Source organism: Vibrio sp. Vb1018 (assembly GCF_033338775.1).
In the GTDB taxonomy this organism is placed as follows: domain Bacteria; phylum Pseudomonadota; class Gammaproteobacteria; order Enterobacterales; family Vibrionaceae; genus Vibrio; species Vibrio alginolyticus.
In genome coordinates, this window is sequence record NZ_JAWOTI010000022.1 from 1 (window position 1) to 18,488 (window position 18,488).

An 18,488-nucleotide genomic window follows, 5' to 3' on the forward strand; every position below is an offset into this window, starting at 1 on the left:
TCAGCGAGGTGGCATTATAGAGATTGCGATCACATTGGCAAGCCCTTTTTCTCGTTTTTTTTGATTTTTTTATCGTTCGGATAAATTTGCATCAAAAGCGGTCAAAAGAGCACGTTATTTCTACAGTTCTCTGAATTTATCTGCGAAAAGAGCCACTTTTTCCCAATTGGTGTACTCCACCTCTTTGGTCGTATCAGTTTCGCCACCCGTCATCGACATAATGAACCTAATCATAGTTCTGTCGAACCAGCTGTAACGTGGGTAATAAAGTGCACCAGCAAAAACACCTATTAGCGTTGGTTTCCAAGGCGACTTAATTAGGAACTTGTGAATGTAGGCACTACCTTCAGGTGTATCCTTTCCTTGGTCCTCTTTACGAGCGGTTAGGTTTACGCAGAAAAATGCCACTTTATTTTGCTCCAATTGATTGAGGTTTCGCTCAATAAACTGGTATAGCTTTTTATTAAGATGGCCATAGCGAATAGAGGCGCCTATCAATACTCTGTCGTATTGGCTGAAGTCAATCGTCTCGACATTATGTAAATCCACCAGCTCACAATCGAAGTCTGGAAGTTGTTCATCTATATAGTGGAGAATTTTTTTAGTCTGCCCTTCGCGGGAAGAGTATAGAAATAATGCTTTTGCCACGATTTCCCCTTAGCTACGCCAAAACGTCGGCGTAAGTAGAATAAGTAAGGTAAAGATTTCCAAACGACCAAACAGCATAGAAACTATCAATACCCATTTTGCTTTGTCGTTAACATCACCAAAGTGCAGCGCTACTTCTCCCAAGCCAGGACCGAGGTTGTTCAGAGTCGCAGCCACCGCCGAGAACGCACTGAGCTCATCCATTCCTGTTGCAATCAACCCCAACATACAAACCACAAATACCAATGCGTATGCGGAGAAGAAACCCCAAACCGCATCGACAACACGTTGCGGTAGGGCACTGCCACCTACTTTGATGGTGTAAACCGCGCGTGGATGGACTAAACGTTTTAGTTCACGCGCACCTTGTAAGGTAAGAAGCAGGATACGGATCACTTTCATGCCGCCGCCTGTTGAACCAGCACAACCACCTATAAAGGAAGAGAACAATAACAGCACAGGTAAGAAGAGCGGCCAATCCGCAAAACCTGTTGTCGTAAAGCCCGCTGTTGTGGATATTGATACGGTTTGGAACAGAGCCTGATCGAAAGCATCGTATGTCGATGTGTAAGAGTGATGTTTCAGTAATAATAGAAAGCAAATGATAAATAGCAGCACTTGAATGAACAAGAAGGCACGAAACTCAGGATCTTTCCAGTAATACTTGGGATGTACGCCACCTGATGCAAATGCAGCAAAGTGCAGTGTGTAGTTACATGCAGATATAAGCAGAAAAACCACGGTAATAAGATTAATCGCGTAACTATCAAAGTATCCGATGCTGGCATCGTGGGTAGAGAAGCCACCAATGGCAATGGTTGAAAAGCTGTGACTGATGGCGTCAAATGGCGTCATACCAGCTAACCAAAAAGCCGAAGCACAGGCGATAGTCAGGCTCAGATAGATGTACCAAAGCGCCTTAGCAGTTTCTGCTATGCGCGGCGTCACTTTAGTGTCCTTGACTGGACCTGGGATCTCGGCGCGGTAAAGCTGCATACCACCGATGCCAAGTACTGGCAAAATCGCCACCGCTAATACGATGATTCCCATACCGCCGAACCACTGCAGTAACTGTCGATAGAATAGAATCGCTTTAGGTAACTCATCCAAACCAACAATAACGGTCGCCCCGGTCGTCGTGAGAGCAGAAAACGATTCAAAAAACGCATCTGTCACTGAGACGTTCGGATTGTCAGCAATGAGAAAGGGGATCGAGCCTGCACTGCCAAGTACTGTCCAGAATAAGACGACAATAAGAAAGCCATCTCGAGCTTTAAGCTCGTGCTTATACCTGCGGTTTGGGTACCAACAAACGGCCCCACAAAACAGCAGAACAAAAAATGTCGTGACAAAAGGCACACCAGCACCATCTCGATAGATCAGCGCAACGAGTGCTGGCGCAAGCATAGTGACACTAAAGAGTGCGAGCAGTAGCCCGACGATTCGAATAATTGAACGAAATTGCATGGATAAATTGACTAGCGAAGCTGTCCCTGTTGCTTCCTGTTTTTCATTATTGTCCGTCTAGCGGAGTGACAATTGCCTTTGCCCCGCTTTTATTGATGATTGCTTGGGTAAACGCGCTCACTTCTCGAAGCTCAATTTCCACCACTAATACGACCTGATCGCTGTATTCAGCCTCGACTTCTATCGCACCAAATTGCGGCATGATTGATTGTGCGATAGGCATAAACCCATAGTCTAACGTTAGTCTGAGCTTTGTGGTTATTTTTTTCTCAATAGTTTGAAGCAGCTTGAGCGCTTGTTGAACCCCACCCCCATACGCTTTAACCAAGCCGCCTGTACCTAACTTGATTCCACCAGAGTATCGCGTGACCACAGCCGTGATCTCCCCCACCCCAGATCCAGACAGCTGCGCCAGGATTGGTTTGCCTGCCGTCCCTGAAGGTTCTCCATCATCACTAAAGCCCCACTTCATCGAATCTTCTGGTCGACCAGCAACAAAGCCCCAACAGTTATGTCTAGCATCAGCGTGTTTAGCTTTGATTTGATCAACAAATGCTTTTGCAGCTTCGATACTTGGCGTGTGTGCCAAATAAGTAATGAAGACGCTCTTTTTAATTTCTTCTTCAAATTGAGCGGGCTCTGCTGGAATCAGATAAGGCTTGTCATTCATAGGATTATGGATTCATGTCTATTTGCCTGAAGTCTATCACGAGTGTGATTTACCCGTCGCATAAGATCTGCCACAGCGCACAATGTTAAACACTTGTTTAAAAAATGTATTGAAATTAAACAATCCACGATCCAAACTAACCTTACTGGTCAAACCAGAACAAAAATAAAACGACTTCCTCGATACCTATTTGCCGAGGTACACGGCGTCGTTGAAATAGGTATACAGACAATCCACGATTGTATGTCATGGAGATAGACAATGATTTACCAAGCCGAAACCCTACAGGTAAAGGAAATACAAGATGGTATTGCAGAGCTAAGCTTCTGCTCTCCAAAATCCGTCAACAAACTCGACCTAGCGACATTAGAATCGCTAGATAAAGCTATTGATGCGCTCATTGCCCATCAAGGCCTCAAGGGGTTGTTGCTCACTTCAGATAAAGACGCATTCATTGTAGGCGCAGACATTACCGAGTTTTTAGGTCTGTTTGCTAAAACGGATGCCGAGCTCGACCAATGGCTGCAATTTGCTAATAGCATCTTTAACAAATTAGAAGACTTACCCGTTCCGACCATCTCAGTGATCAAAGGCCACGCTCTTGGTGGCGGTTGTGAATGTGTGCTAGCAACAGACATGCGTATTGGTGACAAAACCACCAGCATCGGCCTACCAGAAACGAAACTGGGAATCATGCCGGGCTTTGGTGGTTGTGTACGCTTACCTCGCGTTATTGGCGCAGACAGCGCAATGGAAATCATCACCCAAGGTAAAGCATGCCGAGCTGATGAAGCATTGAAAATTGGCTTACTCGATGCTGTTGTAGAGACTGATGCTTTATACGAATCAGCACTACAAACTCTTAACTCTGCAATTAATGAGAAACTTGACTGGCAAGCACGCCGAGCACAGAAAACATCTCCGCTAACGCTGAGTAAGCTTGAATCAATGATGAGCTTCACCATGGCGAAGGGTCTGGTGGCACAAAAAGCAGGTCCTCACTACCCTGCCCCAATGACAGCCGTTATCACGATTGAAGAAGGTGCTCGCTTTGCACGTAATGAAGCGTTAGACATTGAACGTAAGCACTTCGTGAAATTGGCTAAAACGGAAGAAGCAAAATCACTCGTTGGCCTATTCCTTAATGATCAATACATCAAAGGCATTGCGAAAAAAGCAGCGAAGTCAGCAAGTAAAGACACGCAACGTGCAGCCGTATTAGGTGCAGGTATCATGGGTGGCGGCATTGCTTACCAATCAGCGCTAAAAGGTGTGCCAGTCTTGATGAAAGACATCGCACAAGCGTCGCTCGACCTAGGCATGACTGAAGCATCTAAGCTGCTGAATAAACGCTTATCTCGCAGTCGCATTGATGGCTTTAAGATGGCGGGTATTTTAGCGTCAATCACACCGAGCTTACATTACGCAGGTATTGAAAACTCTGATGTGATTGTTGAAGCTGTCGTTGAAAACCCGAAAGTAAAAGCAGCAGTTTTGAGTGAAGTTGAGTCCCATGTCGGTGACGACACCGTTATCACCTCAAACACCTCGACGATTCCTATCAACCTATTGGCAAAATCACTAAAACGCCCAGAAAACTTCTGTGGTATGCACTTCTTCAACCCAGTGCATCGTATGCCTCTTGTTGAGATCATCCGTGGTGAGCACACCTCTGATGAAACCATCAATCGTGTTGTGGCGTATGCTGCGAAAATGGGCAAATCACCAATTGTCGTTAATGACTGCCCAGGGTTCTTCGTTAACCGCGTATTGTTCCCATACTTTGGCGGCTTCAGCATGCTACTTCGTGATGGTGCTGACTTTACGAAAATCGACAAAGTCATGGAGCGTAAGTTTGGCTGGCCGATGGGACCGGCGTACTTGCTTGACGTAGTCGGCATTGATACCGCGCACCACGCACAAGCTGTGATGGCAGAGGGTTTCCCTGAGCGTATGGGTAAACAAGGTCGTGATGCGATTGATGCACTGTTCGAAGCAGACAAATATGGTCAGAAAAATGGTAATGGCTTCTACAGCTACACCATAGATAAAAAAGGTAAGCCGAAGAAAACCTTCTCCGAATCGATCTTACCAGTACTTGCTGACGTTTGTGCCGATAAGCAGGACTTTGACGATCAGACCATCATTCAACGTATGATGATTCCAATGATCAACGAAGTGGTGCTGTGCCTACAAGAAGGCATCATCGCGACTCCGCAGGAAGCAGATATGGCATTGGTTTATGGTCTTGGTTTCCCTCCATTCCGCGGTGGCGTATTCCGCTATCTAGACAGCGTGGGTATTGCTGAATACGTTGAAATGGCAAAACAACACGCCGAGCTAGGTGCGATGTACCAAGTACCGCAAATGCTGATTGATATGGCGGCGAAAGGTGAAAGCTTTTACGGTGCACAACAGCAAGGTTCTATCTAAGGAGGGATTCTAAAATGACTAATCAAACAAGAAATGTTGTCGTAGTCGATTGTCTACGTACTCCAATGGGTCGCTCTAAAGGTGGTGCTTTCCGTCATACACGAGCAGAAGATCTATCTGCGCGCCTAATGAAAGGCATTCTTGCGCGTAACCCACAAGTGAACCCAAGCGAGATTGAAGACATCTACTGGGGCTGTGTACAGCAAACACTAGAGCAAGGCTTTAACGTTGCACGTAATGCGGCGCTGCTTGCTGGTCTGCCGATTGAAATTGGCGCCGTGACGGTGAACCGCTTGTGTGGCTCATCAATGCAAGCGCTTCACGACGGTACACGTGCCATCATGACTGGCGATGCTGAAATCTGCCTAATTGGTGGTGTTGAGCACATGGGGCATGTGCCAATGAACCACGGTGTAGACTTTCACCCAAGTATGTCAAAGAACGTAGCAAAAGCTGCGGGTATGATGGGCTTAACGGCTGAAATGCTTGGTAAATTACATGGTATTAGCCGTGAGCAACAAGACGAGTTTGCCGCTCGCTCTCACGCTCGTGCGCACGCAGCAACCGTAGAGGGTCGTTTTAAAAACGAAATTCTACCAATTGAAGGCCACGCAGCAGACGGCACACTGTTCACTCTGGATTACGACGAAGTGATTCGCCCTGAAACATCCGTTGAAGGTCTATCTCAACTTCGCCCAGTGTTCGACCCTGCAAACGGTACAGTAACAGCCGGTACATCATCGGCTCTGTCTGATGGTGCATCAGCGATGTTGATCATGAGTGAAGAGAAAGCCAATGAGCTTGGCTTGAAGATTCGTGCACGTATTAAAGGCATGGCCATTGCGGGCTGCGATCCTTCTATTATGGGTTACGGTCCTGTACCTGCGACGAAAAAAGCGCTCAAGCGTGCCGGTCTTTCAATTGAAGACATGGGTGTGGTTGAGCTAAACGAAGCATTTGCCGCGCAGTCTCTGCCGTGTGCTAAAGACTTAGGCCTGCTTGATGTTATGGATGAGAAGGTCAACCTTAACGGTGGTGCGATAGCATTGGGTCATCCACTAGGCTGTTCTGGTTCACGTATCTCAACAACGTTGATCAACCTAATGGAAGCCAAAGACGCGAAATACGGTCTGGCCACCATGTGTATCGGTTTGGGTCAGGGCATTGCGACAGTATTTGAACGACCATAACAGTTCAAGACGTTGTTGTAGTGATCGAGCCAACAATCATAAGCAAATGAACTAGTACTAAAATTTTTAGTATTACACTTAAGGGCGACAATTGATGTCGCCCTTTGTTTTACATCAAACATGCATGAAGAGCATACATTAAATGCTCAAGTTTCATTTTATTCATAGACAAAGAAGACATACACTTAGACCAGTTGATATCTTGCTGCATGTGACCCAGAGTCATGCTACCGCACAATCGGAGAACCTTATGTTTAATGCTCTAGTTCTAAATCAAGAAGACAAACGTACTATCGCTAACATCGAGCAAATCGATGAAACACAACTGCCTGAAGGCGACGTTCTGGTTGACGTTGATTACTCATCGTTAAACTACAAAGACGGCCTTGCGATCACAGGTAAAGGTAAAATCATCCGTAACTTCCCGATGGTGCCAGGTATTGACCTAGCAGGTACGGTAGTAAGCTCAGAAGACGGCCGCTACCAAGCTGGTGACAAAGTTGTCCTTACTGGCTGGGGCGTGGGTGAAAACCACTGGGGTGGTATGTCTCAGCGTGCTCGTCTAAAAGCGGATTGGCTAGTACCACTACCAAAAGGTCTAGACAGCAAGAAAGCAATGATGGTTGGTACTGCTGGCTTCACTGGTATGCTGTGTGTTCAAGCACTGCTTGATGCAGGCATCAAACCTGAAAATGGCGAAATCCTAGTAACTGGCGCAAGTGGCGGTGTAGGCTCAGTCGCAGTAACGCTTCTAGCACAGCTTGGCTACAAAGTTGCTGCAGTGACAGGTCGTGTAGAGAAAAATGGCCCGCTACTTGAAAAACTAGGTGCTAGCCGCATCATCGACCGTACTGAATTTGAAGAACCAGCACGTCCGCTTGAAAAACAAGTATGGGCAGGTGCGGTTGATACTGTAGGCAGCAAAGTACTAGCAAAAGTATTGGCGCAAATGGATTACAACAGTGCAGTTGCAGCTTGTGGTCTTGCAGGTGGTTTTGATCTACCAACCACAGTGATGCCGTTCATCCTACGTAATGTTCGCCTACAAGGTGTGGACTCAGTAATGTGCCCAACAGAGAAACGTATCGCTGCATGGGAAAAGCTGGTAGAGCTACTACCAGACAGCTACTTCGAGCAAGCGTGTACTGAAGTTGCTCTTGCTGAAGCACCGAAATATGCAGAAGACATCACCAACGGTCAAGTAACGGGTCGTGTGGTTATCAAGCTATAAACACTGACTCAGTGTAAACAGACGAAGAGCCGGCATTGCTGGCTCTTTTTTGTTAGCAGTTCAGTCCCATATCTTCGATACGTTTAGCTATCAGACGACTACACTCTTCACGCACAATCGTTCTTAACCATTCTTGAGCGGGAGAATGCTCGCAACGCGCATGCCAAATCATCGAGTATTCAAACGGCGTGAATTGGAATGGTAACGGTTTCACCACCAAGTCATAACGCTCGGCAACCAGATACGCCAAATCCGCTGGCACTGTGATGATAATTGGCAAGGTATCCATGATCGCCAATGCGGCTTCTAAATGGTACGCCCGCAGGACCATTTTACGCTTAGGTTTCTCCATCAAAGCTTGTTCGATCAGTGCCTTAACACCATCACTGATGGCGATCATGGCATGTGGATGACTCAGATAATCATCCAAGCTCATTTCTTTATTCGCTAATGGATGCTGTTTTGAAAGCATACACAGCACCCCCACTCGCCCCAACACTTCACTGCGTAGAGGCTCCACCGGGCCTGTCGGGCGACAAATCGCTAAGTCTGCACCTTCATAAGTGAGCTGATCTGATAAACGGTCGTGTTGCAGTGGTAAGAAGTTGAAAGACACGTTTGGCGCTTCTTGGTAAATTCTCGGCAAAGCGAACGGTAAGATCGTTTGCATGGCATAGTCGGTGGTCACGATGTTGAAAGTCTGTACGCATTGCAATGGGTCAAACTCAACCGGAGATAACAACTGACGTAAAGACTCTAATGGTTCGCCCAATGAGCGATCGATCTCTAACGCTTTCTGAGTTGGGATCAAATGCTGTCCCTGACGAGTAAACAGCGGGTCTCCCAATAAGTCGCGTAGACGACCAAGCACACGACTCATTGCCGATTGACTCAAGTTCAGACGTGTTGCCGCCTTACTGACACTGTTTTCTTCTATCAGTACTCGCAACGCAACCAGTAAATTTAAATCTCGGCGATAGATGTCTTCCAGTTCCACAAATTAGCCACTTATTTTGTATGTGTTTGGGTAAATTGTACTCTTTAGGCAAAAAAAATCCCGCCTTTCAGCGGGGAAGCCCAAGAAAAATGGGGATAGTGTCGGAATGAAGTGTCGGTAAAATAAAAATAGGTGAGCGTTATTAAAAGCATTCTGATCCAAGCAAGAAGCGCTAATTTTCTTGCTCAGATGCACCAGACCATCTGCGCATCTCGATCCAAATCCCAATAATAGTGGCAACCATGCCTACTAGAGGCGTCAAAGAGGTGTCAGCTGGCGTCCTGAGTACCAATGCACAAAACGAGATAAAACACAGCACTGAGTAAATCGTAAGTCTGTCTAACGCTGTTAACATTGCCTCTCCCTTGCCAGTTGTTACCAAATTGTTAATTTAAGGTAAAACAAAAAATTCGGTTTGCCAAGTGGTTATTGAATATTTTTTCAACGAAAGTAAAATTCAACGCTCAGTTAGTTACGAGAATCACACTATGAGCTTTAATCCTGAACTGGCAAACAAGACATTAGAGGCGGAAGGACTGCGCTGCCCAGAGCCAGTGATGATGGTCAGGAAGACAATTCGCAACATGCAAGATGGTGAGATTTTGCTGGTCAAAGCAGACGATCCATCCACAACTCGAGACATTCCGAGTTTCTGCCGCTTTATGGACCACCAATTAGTTGCGGCACAAACGGAGCAAGTTCCGTATCAGTACCTGATCAAGAAAGGATTGGAATAATCTGGTCGAACTAAAAACGGCAGCCAATATTGGCTGCCGTTTGTTTATTCGTCGTATTCGAGTGTGCGAACTTCTGATTGGAGCTTGTTAAGTTGTTTCTTCATTGCCCGCATCTCTTCATGCATAGGAATGATGTGAGCGACACGAATCCACGCTTCTACTGTCAATCCAGTAAGAACGAACGATCCTGCTACAATCGGTAACCACATATCAGTTAGCACCATCGCTAGTAAACACAGCGCTAAACCAAAAGTGAATAAATAACTCTGACTCTTCGGGGACATCCCCATGTAACGTGTAAGCATAAACTTGCCCTCTCGCTATCATTCACACCATTAAACTACCATGACAAGTATGACACTTATATGTCATCCGTCACGCAACGGAACGATTTAGAGTCAGAGTTTGAACTCGCGCAGCACGCTACTAATGATTGATAACTCACATCATTTCACGTGCAAAAAATCAGAACAGTGCAGCCCCTATTGCCAGAGCAATAAACAAAAATGCGGTGATTTTACGGATCAGCCCTAAAGGCATCTTGTCGGCCGACAATTTACCAATCAGGACCACAGGTACATTCGCCAGCAGCATACCGATTGTGGTACCGATAATCACCAAACTTAACGCATCCGCGTATTGCGCCCCTAAGATGGAAGTGGCGATCTGAGTTTTATCGCCTATCTCCGCAACGAAGAACGCGATAAAGCTGGCAATAAATGGGCCTCGATTAGAAATCTGCTCGTCATCATCCAGTTTGTCCGGGATCAGAACCCAAGCCGCCATCGCGACAAAACTGACCACCAGCACCCACTTTAAAATCTCAGGTGATAGATAGTCTGCGACAACCACACCTAACCATGCAGCCAAAGCGTGGTTGGCAATAGTTGCCAAAAAGATTGCTGCAATAATTGGGATTGGTTTTCGGTAACGACTTGCGAGTAATAGAGATAGCAATTGGGTCTTATCGCCAATTTCTGCTAACGCTACAGTAGTAATTGAAATAGCTAAAACGCTCACGACATGCTCATTGGGGCAGGGATTATTATTTTTAACCGAAGACAAACCTCACGCCCCTACCCCGGTTCGTGATGATTTGTCTAAGGTCTTGCTAAACTTGAAAGGCTTCAAGTCTCGAACGCCATGGTGATTTTGCACCAATTATGTTGACGGACGAACCAGATGAAACAGAAACTTCATCAGGTAAGCTACTCCCCAAAGACAGGCGCAATTCTAGCCACCTTTGTTGCGCTTCTCAAGAGCCAAAGCAGGCGAAAACTCCCTTTTAGGAAAAATACAGCAGATAACGCGGTAAAAATTCATTAAAGGAGAAAATCGCCCACGAATTAATCAAGATTAGCTCTACTCCCATGCTCAATATCTGGTTATACTAGATTGTTAATTTATTCAACCGTAATTACTCTTTATCGCCGTTGTTAGAGTTGAAAAACTCGGCATAGATGACGAATTAACGAGTAACAAGAGAATCGCGCGAACCTGACTTATGCAAAAATACGATATCAAAACCTTCCAGGGAATGATCCTCGCGCTGCAGGATTATTGGGCTCAAAATGGTTGTACCATTGTTCAACCGCTAGATATGGAAGTGGGTGCGGGTACCTCTCACCCAATGACCTGTCTACGAGCGCTTGGCCCAGAGCCAATGTCGACAGCTTACGTACAACCTTCACGTCGTCCTACTGATGGCCGTTACGGTGAAAACCCTAACCGTCTTCAGCACTACTACCAATTCCAAGTAGCGCTAAAACCATCGCCTGACAATATTCAAGAGTTGTACCTTGGCTCCCTTGAAGTTCTTGGTATTGACCCTCTTGTACACGACATCCGTTTCGTAGAAGACAACTGGGAAAACCCAACACTAGGCGCATGGGGTCTGGGCTGGGAAGTTTGGCTAAACGGCATGGAAGTGACCCAGTTTACTTACTTCCAGCAAGTTGGTGGTCTTGAGTGTAAGCCAGTAACTGGTGAGATCACTTACGGTATCGAACGTCTAGCAATGTACATCCAAGAAGTAGACTCTGTTTACGACCTAGTTTGGAACATCGCACCAGATGGCAGCAAAGTGACTTACGGTGATATCTTCCACCAAAATGAAGTAGAGCAATCGACTTACAACTTCGAGCACGCAGACGTGGAATTCCTATTTGGTTTCTTCGAACAGTGTGAAAAAGAGTGTAAAGAGCTGCTTGAGCTTGAAAAGCCACTGCCACTACCTGCTTACGAGCGCATTCTAAAAGCGGGTCACGCATTCAACCTACTAGACGCGCGTAAAGCGATCTCAGTAACTGAACGCCAACGTTACATCCTACGCATCCGCAACCTGACGAAAGCAGTTGCAGAAGCATACTACGCATCGCGTGAAGCTCTTGGCTTCCCAATGTGTAAGAAAGAACAAGCGTAAGGGGTAGAGTAACATGGCAAAAGAATTTCTAATCGAGCTAGGTACAGAAGAGCTACCACCAACGCAACTTCGCACACTAGCTGAAGCATTCGCAGCAAACTTCGAAGCAGAACTAAAAGGCGCTGAGCTTGCTCACGAAGGCGTGAAATGGTTCGCGGCACCTCGTCGTCTTGCACTTAAAGTAGCAGCACTAGCAGACAGCCAGTCTGACAAAGTTGTTGAAAAGCGTGGTCCTGCGGTTTCTGCAGCGTTTGACGCGGAAGGCAACCCAACAAAAGCGGCTCAAGGCTGGGCACGCGGTTGTGGCATCACGGTTGACCAAGCAGAGCGCATGGTTACAGACAAAGGTGAATGGCTACTGTTCAAACAAGAAGTGAAAGGTCAGCCAACGTCTGAGATCGTCGTTGAACTTGCAGCGAAAGCACTAGCAAACCTACCTATCGCAAAACCAATGCGCTGGGGTAACAAAACAACTCAGTTCATCCGTCCAGTTAAGACGCTAACCATGCTAATGGGCAGCGACCTAATCGAAGGCGAGATCCTTGGTGTTGCTTCTGACCGCACTATCCGTGGTCACCGCTTCATGGGTGAGCAAGAGTTCACTATCGATTCTGCTGAGCAATACCCTGCAATCCTAGAAGAGCGCGGTAAAGTAATGGCAGATTACGAAGCGCGTAAAGCAATCATCCTCGCTGACGCACAAAAAGCGGCAGCAGCGGTTGGCGGTATCGCTGACCTAGAAGATGACTTAGTAGAAGAAGTAACGTCTCTGGTTGAATGGCCAGTAGTACTAACAGCGAAGTTCGAAGAAGAGTTCCTAAAAGTGCCTTCTGAAGCGTTGGTTTACACCATGAAAGGTGACCAGAAGTACTTCCCTGTTTATGACGAAAACAAGAAGCTACTACCTAACTTCATCTTCGTATCGAACATCGAATCAAAAGAGCCTCGTTACGTAATCGAAGGTAACGAGAAAGTAGTTCGCCCTCGTCTTGCTGACGCAGAGTTCTTCTTCAACACAGACCGTAAGCGTCCGCTTATCGACCGTCTGCCTGAACTAGAGCAAGCGATCTTCCAAAAGCAACTGGGTACGATCAAAGACAAAACAGACCGCATCACAGAGCTTGCTGGCTACATTGCTGAGCAAATCGGTGCTGACGTTGAGAAATCAAAGCGTGCTGGTCTACTAGCAAAATGTGACCTAATGACCTCAATGGTATTCGAATTCACGGATACTCAAGGCGTTATGGGTATGCACTATGCTCGCCACGACGGTGAAGCAGAAGAAGTTGCAGTCGCACTGAACGAGCAATACATGCCTCGTTTCGCAGGTGATGAACTGCCATCTAACGGTGTTTCAACTGCAGTTGCAATGGCAGACAAGCTAGACACTATCGTAGGTATCTTCGGTATTGGTCAAGCGCCTAAAGGCAGCGACCCATTCGCACTACGCCGCGCATCTCTAGGTGTACTACGTATCATCGTTGAATACGGCTACAACCTAGATCTTGTTGACCTAGTAGCGAAAGCGAAGTCACTATTTGGTGAGCGTCTAACCAACGACAATGTTGAACAAGACGTTATCGAGTTCATGCTTGGTCGTTTCCGTGCTTGGTACCAAGACGAAGGCTTCAGCGTAGACATCATTCAAGCGGTTCTAGCTCGTCGTCCGACGAAACCAGCAGACTTCGACCAACGAGTTAAAGCGGTTTCTCACTTCCGTGAACTAGAAGCAGCAGAGTCTCTAGCAGCAGCGAACAAACGTGTAGGTAATATCCTAGCGAAATTCGACGGCGAACTAGCAGCAGACATCGACCTAGCACTTCTACAAGAAGACGCAGAGAAAGCACTAGCAGAAAGCGTTGAAGTAATGACTGAAGCGCTAGAGCCAGCATTTGCTACAGGTAACTACCAAGAAGCCCTAAGCAAGCTAGCAGACCTACGTGAACCAGTTGACGCGTTCTTTGATAACGTAATGGTAATGGCAGACGACGAAGCACTTAAGAAGAACCGTCTGACACTACTGAACAACCTGCGTAACCTGTTCCTACAGATCGCAGACATTTCTTTGCTTCAAAAGTAATTCATTACTCTTCGAAGTGATTAAGAAATAAGTAAAAGGGAAGCAGATGCTTCCCTTTTTTGTTGCCTTCAAACCGATGAAGGTGACGCTTATTATTCATTTTGTGAACAAGACTAAAATTTGTAGGGTGAGACGCGTTTAACTTGTTGGTGTAGAGCTCGGATTGTAGAGGCACAGTTTTGCTATAACTGGACTGTTTATTCGGGGGAAGGACACAATGAAAAAAACAATTCTCGCACTCTCTATTGGTCTACTGAGCGCTTGCAGCCAGATTCCAGAAAATGCCATCGTATTAAGCGTTGGTGATGACACCGCTGTTTTTGAGGAAAACTCACAAGGCTTACTTGTCGCCGAGCAAAAACTCGAAAAAGGCAGTTATAGCTTTACCATTGCTGACAGCAAGCAAAGCTGTGGCAGTAGCTTTGCCCTAGCAGAAGAAGATCGCATCAAGTTCAATCGTCCATTAAAAATGGATAACTGCGCCACTGATGCACAAATGCCGCTGCGCATCTTCAAAGCCAATACCTATCAATTTACGCTCAATCCAACCACCAATGAGCTAACTGTAAAAATCAAACCAAAACAGAGTCAGGACATCACCTACTCTTGCCCTGTCGCAACTGACGCGCCAAAAACCATCAATGTTGCTCAAACCTTTAATGATGGCACTGTCGTTCGCGATGCCTTAACCGGACAAGAAGCCACAGTCGCCAATGGCAGCGTCACCATGCAGCCGGGTCCTATGAGCCAAGGTCTATTGCTGCTAGAAGAAGTTGAACAGCAAGCCGATAAACCGTTCAGCTGGGATAACGCGACGGTGTACTTCGTCATGACCGACCGCTTCTACAATGGCAACCCAGACAACGACAACAGCTACGGTCGCAGCAAAGACGGAAAATATGAGATTGGTACCTTCCACGGTGGTGACTTAGCGGGTCTAACGAAAAAACTCGATTACATCGAATCACTTGGTGTCAATGCTATCTGGATAACTTCACCACTGGAACAAATCCACGGCTGGGTTGGCGGCGGCGATAAAGGCGACTTTAAGCACTACGGCTACCACGGCTACTACCACCAAGATTGGACCAAGCTTGATGCCAACATGGGCACCGAAGATGAACTCAGAACCTTCGTCGATACCGCCCACAAGAAAGGCATCCGCGTGATTTGGGATGTAGTCATGAACCACACTGGCTACGCAACATTAGCAGACATGCAGGAATTCGGCTTTGGTCAGCTTTACCTTGATGACCAAGAAGCCAAAGAAGTCCTCGGTGAAAAATGGACCGACTGGCAGCCAAAATCAGGACAAAGCTGGCACAGCTTCAACGATTACATCAAATACGGTGATAGCGAAGCGTGGGATAAATGGTGGGGCAAAGATTGGATCCGCACCGACATTGGTGACTACGATGCTCCGGGCTACAACGACATCACCATGTCTTTGAACTACCTACCGGATCTCAAAACCGAATCAACTCAAAAAACCGGACTACCAAACTTCTTCCGCAATAAAGACACCAATGCGCAAGATGAGCTGCAAACCCCGCGTGAGCATCTCATTACGTGGTTATCCGATTGGGTGCGCGACTATGGCATTGATGGCTTCCGTGTCGACACCGCTAAACACGTAGAAATGGAAGCGTGGTCAGAGTTGAAAACCAGCACCACTCAGGCGCTTGCTCAGTGGAAGCAAAACAACCCGGACAAAGCCTTGGATGACCTACCTTTCTGGATGACAGGTGAAGTGTGGGCACACAGCGTAGTGAAGAGCCCGTATTTCGATAACGGCTTCGATTCCATCATCAACTTCGAGTTCCAATCTGACGTAGCACCAAAAGCCCTGAAGTGTTTCGCTCAACTTGATAATGATTACCGCCGCTATGCAGAGCGCATCAATACCGATCCTGAGTTCAATGTGTTGAGCTATCTGTCTTCACACGATACACAGCTGTTTTGGTCGGCTCGCAGCCGCAGTTTTGATGACCAAGCTCGTGCCGCGAATGCACTGATGCTGGCTCCCGGTGCAGTACAGATCTATTACGGTGATGAGATAGCTCGTGATTTTGGCATTACTGGTTCAGACACCCACCAAGGCACACGCTCAGATATGCCATGGGATAAGATTCATGGCGAGCGAGAAGATCTACTGCAACATTGGCAAAAGTTGGGCGAATTCCGTAAACGCCACCCAGCGGTAGCTCAAGGTAAGCACATCACTCGCAACCAAGAAGGTTACTACGCGTTCGAACGCCAATACCAAGACGACAAGGTGCTGATTGTTTACACCGGTGAGTAAATCACACTCTCTCCACCAGCAAGGGAAGCATAAGCTTCCCTTTTTTATTGTTCTTTTTGCCCTTTTGTCTCGTTCCTCTGGTCTGATGACGCACTTTTTTCTTTCTCGGCTTAATTCACACTTTGCGTTAATTACACATTGAGGTAAGGTCAAGGATTACTCGATAAGCCGATAAAACATCGGCATAAACATACACAAAGCAATCACAATGAATTAGGTATAAGTCAGCATGCAGTTCTCAAAGTTTGGTGAAAAATTTAATCAGTATTCAGGTATTACGCAGTTAATGGACGATTTGAATGATGGTCTGCGCACACCAGGTGCCATCATGCTCGGTGGAGGTAATCCTGCCGCCATTCCTGCCATGCTCGATTACTTTCACCAAGCCAGTGAGGAAATGCTCGCCAGTGGGGAGCTCGTCGCCGCCCTCGCCAACTACGATGGCCCGCAGGGTAAAGACGCGTTCGTCAAAGCGCTAGCTCAGTTATTCCGTGAAACTTACGGCTGGGATATTTCCGAAAAAAACATCAGCCTAACTAACGGTAGCCAAAGTGGCTTTTTCTACTTGTTCAACTTGTTGGCAGGTAAACAGCCAGACGGTTCGCACAAGAAAGTGCTACTGCCTATCGCGCCTGAATACATCGGTTATGGTGATGCTGGCATTGATGAAGATATCTTTATCTCTTACCACCCAGAAATCGAGCTGTTAGATAACGGCCTGTTTAAATACCACGTCGATTTTGAGCAACTCGCCGTCGACGACTCTGTTGCGGCAATCTGCGCGTCTCGCCCAACTAACCCAACGGGTAATGTACTGACAGATGAAGAAGTACGTAAGCTGGACAAGCTAGCACGTGAGAACAACATCCCACTGATCATCGATAACGCCTACGGTCTACCTTTCCCGAACATCATCTTTGAAGATGTCGAACCGTTCTGGAATGAAAACACCATCCTATGCATGAGCCTATCTAAGCTTGGTTTACCGGGCGTGCGTTGTGGCATTGTGATTGCGAGTGAAGAAATCACGCAAGCATTAACCAATATGAACGGCATCATCAGCCTAGCGCCGGGCAGTGTTGGTCCAGCGCTGGCAAACCACATCATTGGCAAAGGCGATCTGCTTAAACTAAGCTCAGAGGTCATTAAGCCGTTCTACAAACAGAAGTCACAACGTGCAGTTGAACTACTCCAAGAAGCGATTACCGATGAGCGCTTCCGCATCCACAAGCCAGAAGGCGCTATCTTCTTGTGGTTATGGTTTGATGAACTGCCAATCACAACAATGGAACTGTACCAACGCTTGAAAGCGCGTGGCGTATTGATTGTCCCTGGTGAATATTTCTTTATTGGTCAGCAAGACGAGTGGGATCACGCGCACCAATGCCTGCGTATGAACTACGTTCAAGATGATGAGATGATGCAAAAAGGCATTGCGATTATCGCTGAAGAAGTGGAAAAGGCTTACCGCGAAGGTAAATAGACGGATTGAACTCAGCCGTTCTTCTCTTTGAAATTACGGCTTTGAAATAGCGGATTTGAAAACCCCCAAACTAAAAAGAGCGCCCATATGGCGCTCTTTCTCATTCTATAACCGGGTGGTTAACTGATTAGTTGTTCTCAATCAGGTTGTTGCCACCGATAGCAATCTTACGTGGTTGCATGGCTTCAGGGATTTCACGAACTAAATCGATATGAAGCAGACCGTTTTCCATTGATGCACCCACGACTTTTACGTAATCCGCTAGCTGGAATTTACGTTCAAAATCACGTTCTGCAATACCTTGGTAAACGTAGTTTTTGCCTTCTTCTGCTTTACGTTCGCCCTTCACAATCAACATGTTTTCGTTTTGAGTCAGATCGAGCTGTTCTTCAGCAAAGCCAGCAACGGCCATAGTAATACGGTAGTTGTGCTCGTCTTTTTGCTCAATGTTGTATGGAGGGTAACCGCCAGAAGTATTTTTCGCTGTATTCGCTTCCATCAGGTTTAGCAGACGATCAAAGCCAATTGCATTACGGTATAGTGGTGAGAAATCTACATTACGCATAAATCTATCCTCTTAATTAAGCAATAGTCTTAGTTCAGATGAGTTTCATCCTACTGGCGTGTTTATGCAAAAACCAACGCCGAACTAAGAGATTCTTATCATTCCACTGGCCTTGGTTTGGCTCGGAGACATGATATTGAATCTAAAGGTTTAAGTTGTGTGCTAAAACGCCATATCCTCTTCTGAGCGATCTCGTTTTAGCGATTTCAGAGGGCAGGTCTTCTAGTCTCTAGCAAGCCAGTCACCCTCTTCACAACTAGATA

Annotated in this window: 16 protein-coding genes; 8 read left to right on the top strand and 8 right to left on the bottom strand. The window is 46.5% G+C overall.

Annotated features, from left to right (window positions below; translation table 11 throughout):
* Nucleotides 1-120 precede the first annotated feature (120 nt).
* From hemG to R7Z10_RS19280, 3 genes are read right to left on the bottom strand one after another with little or no spacing between them, the layout of a single operon-like run.
* Nucleotides 121-648: a menaquinone-dependent protoporphyrinogen IX dehydrogenase gene (gene hemG, locus R7Z10_RS19270; RefSeq protein ID WP_054577148.1), complete on the bottom strand. Its 528-nt coding sequence runs from the start codon at nucleotides 646-648 to the stop codon at nucleotides 121-123.
* A gap of 9 nt (nucleotides 649-657) precedes the next feature.
* The gene (locus tag R7Z10_RS19275) at nucleotides 658-2,115 is read right to left on the bottom strand and encodes a TrkH family potassium uptake protein (RefSeq protein ID WP_005378893.1); all 1,458 of its coding nucleotides are present in this window, start codon (nucleotides 2,113-2,115) and stop codon (nucleotides 658-660) included.
* 46 nt (nucleotides 2,116-2,161) lie between these two features.
* Complete coding sequence (locus tag R7Z10_RS19280; protein WP_005378891.1) at nucleotides 2,162-2,785, bottom strand: YigZ family protein; 624 nt, start codon at nucleotides 2,783-2,785, stop codon at nucleotides 2,162-2,164.
* Nucleotides 2,786-3,046: 261 nt separating this feature from the next.
* On the opposite strand from R7Z10_RS19280, the gene fadB reads away from it, so the two are divergent.
* The 3 genes from fadB to R7Z10_RS19295 all read left to right on the top strand — a co-directional run bounded on the left by fadB (nucleotide 3,047) and on the right by R7Z10_RS19295 (nucleotide 7,639).
* Entirely contained in the window at nucleotides 3,047-5,218 is a 2,172-nt protein-coding gene (gene fadB / locus R7Z10_RS19285) for a fatty acid oxidation complex subunit alpha FadB (protein WP_258483914.1), read from the top strand.
* A gap of 14 nt (nucleotides 5,219-5,232) precedes the next feature.
* Complete coding sequence (gene fadA, locus R7Z10_RS19290; RefSeq protein WP_213901761.1) at nucleotides 5,233-6,408, top strand: acetyl-CoA C-acyltransferase FadA; 1,176 nt, start codon at nucleotides 5,233-5,235, stop codon at nucleotides 6,406-6,408.
* A 250-nt stretch (nucleotides 6,409-6,658) separates the two neighbouring features.
* Nucleotides 6,659-7,639: an MDR family oxidoreductase gene (locus R7Z10_RS19295; RefSeq protein WP_158159519.1), complete on the top strand. Its 981-nt coding sequence runs from the start codon at nucleotides 6,659-6,661 to the stop codon at nucleotides 7,637-7,639.
* 52 nt (nucleotides 7,640-7,691) lie between these two features.
* Here the strand turns inward: R7Z10_RS19295 and R7Z10_RS19300 are convergent, their stop codons facing one another.
* A complete protein-coding gene (locus R7Z10_RS19300) occupies nucleotides 7,692-8,636 on the bottom strand; it encodes a LysR family transcriptional regulator (RefSeq protein WP_017821924.1) in 945 nt (314 codons plus the stop codon).
* 172 nt (nucleotides 8,637-8,808) lie between these two features.
* Complete coding sequence (locus R7Z10_RS19305; protein WP_005378880.1) at nucleotides 8,809-8,991, bottom strand: hypothetical protein; 183 nt, start codon at nucleotides 8,989-8,991, stop codon at nucleotides 8,809-8,811.
* A 133-nt stretch (nucleotides 8,992-9,124) separates the two neighbouring features.
* Between R7Z10_RS19305 and tusA the strand changes: the two genes are divergently transcribed.
* Nucleotides 9,125-9,373 (top strand): sulfurtransferase TusA, encoded by a 249-nt coding sequence (gene tusA, locus R7Z10_RS19310; protein ID WP_005378879.1) that lies wholly within the window; start codon nucleotides 9,125-9,127, stop codon nucleotides 9,371-9,373.
* Between the two features lie 44 nt (nucleotides 9,374-9,417).
* Here tusA and R7Z10_RS19315 read toward each other — a convergent pair whose 3' ends face one another.
* Both R7Z10_RS19315 and R7Z10_RS19320 read right to left on the bottom strand, forming a co-directional pair.
* Nucleotides 9,418-9,678, bottom strand: coding sequence for a hypothetical protein (locus R7Z10_RS19315; protein WP_005378878.1), 261 nt, complete (start codon nucleotides 9,676-9,678; stop codon nucleotides 9,418-9,420).
* Between the two features lie 160 nt (nucleotides 9,679-9,838).
* Nucleotides 9,839-10,393: a TMEM165/GDT1 family protein gene (locus R7Z10_RS19320; RefSeq protein WP_005378877.1), complete on the bottom strand. Its 555-nt coding sequence runs from the start codon at nucleotides 10,391-10,393 to the stop codon at nucleotides 9,839-9,841.
* 484 nt (nucleotides 10,394-10,877) lie between these two features.
* Here R7Z10_RS19320 and glyQ point away from each other — a divergent pair, with 484 nt between their 5' ends.
* From glyQ to R7Z10_RS19340, 4 genes are all read left to right on the top strand, one after another.
* Nucleotides 10,878-11,795, top strand: coding sequence for a glycine--tRNA ligase subunit alpha (gene glyQ, locus R7Z10_RS19325; RefSeq protein WP_005383818.1), 918 nt, complete (start codon nucleotides 10,878-10,880; stop codon nucleotides 11,793-11,795).
* A 13-nt stretch (nucleotides 11,796-11,808) separates the two neighbouring features.
* A complete protein-coding gene (gene glyS, locus R7Z10_RS19330; protein WP_154204933.1) occupies nucleotides 11,809-13,875 on the top strand; it encodes a glycine--tRNA ligase subunit beta in 2,067 nt (688 codons plus the stop codon).
* 217 nt (nucleotides 13,876-14,092) lie between these two features.
* A complete protein-coding gene (locus tag R7Z10_RS19335; protein ID WP_318105668.1) occupies nucleotides 14,093-16,177 on the top strand; it encodes an alpha-amylase in 2,085 nt (694 codons plus the stop codon).
* 229 nt (nucleotides 16,178-16,406) lie between these two features.
* Complete coding sequence (locus R7Z10_RS19340; RefSeq protein WP_213986832.1) at nucleotides 16,407-17,660, top strand: valine--pyruvate transaminase; 1,254 nt, start codon at nucleotides 16,407-16,409, stop codon at nucleotides 17,658-17,660.
* Between the two features lie 127 nt (nucleotides 17,661-17,787).
* On the opposite strand, the gene R7Z10_RS19345 is transcribed toward R7Z10_RS19340, so the two are convergent.
* A complete protein-coding gene (locus R7Z10_RS19345; RefSeq protein WP_005378857.1) occupies nucleotides 17,788-18,225 on the bottom strand; it encodes an Hsp20 family protein in 438 nt (145 codons plus the stop codon).
* Nucleotides 18,226-18,488: the final 263 nt, after the last annotated feature.

Excerpts from the sequence above, each read along its gene's own strand:
- R7Z10_RS19275 (WP_005378893.1), bottom strand. The coding sequence starts at position 2,115 with ATGCAATTTCGTTCAATTATTCGAATCGTCGGGCTACTGCTCGCACTC.
- R7Z10_RS19280 (WP_005378891.1), bottom strand. The coding sequence starts at position 2,785 with ATGAATGACAAGCCTTATCTGATTCCAGCAGAGCCCGCTCAATTTGAA.
- fadB (WP_258483914.1), top strand. The coding sequence starts at position 3,047 with ATGATTTACCAAGCCGAAACCCTACAGGTAAAGGAAATACAAGATGGT.
- fadA (WP_213901761.1), top strand. The coding sequence starts at position 5,233 with ATGACTAATCAAACAAGAAATGTTGTCGTAGTCGATTGTCTACGTACT.
- R7Z10_RS19295 (WP_158159519.1), top strand. The coding sequence starts at position 6,659 with ATGTTTAATGCTCTAGTTCTAAATCAAGAAGACAAACGTACTATCGCT.
- R7Z10_RS19305 (WP_005378880.1), bottom strand. The coding sequence starts at position 8,991 with ATGTTAACAGCGTTAGACAGACTTACGATTTACTCAGTGCTGTGTTTT.
- tusA (WP_005378879.1), top strand. The coding sequence starts at position 9,125 with ATGAGCTTTAATCCTGAACTGGCAAACAAGACATTAGAGGCGGAAGGA.
- R7Z10_RS19315 (WP_005378878.1), bottom strand. The coding sequence starts at position 9,678 with ATGCTTACACGTTACATGGGGATGTCCCCGAAGAGTCAGAGTTATTTA.
- glyQ (WP_005383818.1), top strand. The coding sequence starts at position 10,878 with ATGCAAAAATACGATATCAAAACCTTCCAGGGAATGATCCTCGCGCTG.
- glyS (WP_154204933.1), top strand. The coding sequence starts at position 11,809 with ATGGCAAAAGAATTTCTAATCGAGCTAGGTACAGAAGAGCTACCACCA.
- R7Z10_RS19335 (WP_318105668.1), top strand. The coding sequence starts at position 14,093 with ATGAAAAAAACAATTCTCGCACTCTCTATTGGTCTACTGAGCGCTTGC.
- R7Z10_RS19340 (WP_213986832.1), top strand. The coding sequence starts at position 16,407 with ATGCAGTTCTCAAAGTTTGGTGAAAAATTTAATCAGTATTCAGGTATT.
- R7Z10_RS19345 (WP_005378857.1), bottom strand. The coding sequence starts at position 18,225 with ATGCGTAATGTAGATTTCTCACCACTATACCGTAATGCAATTGGCTTT.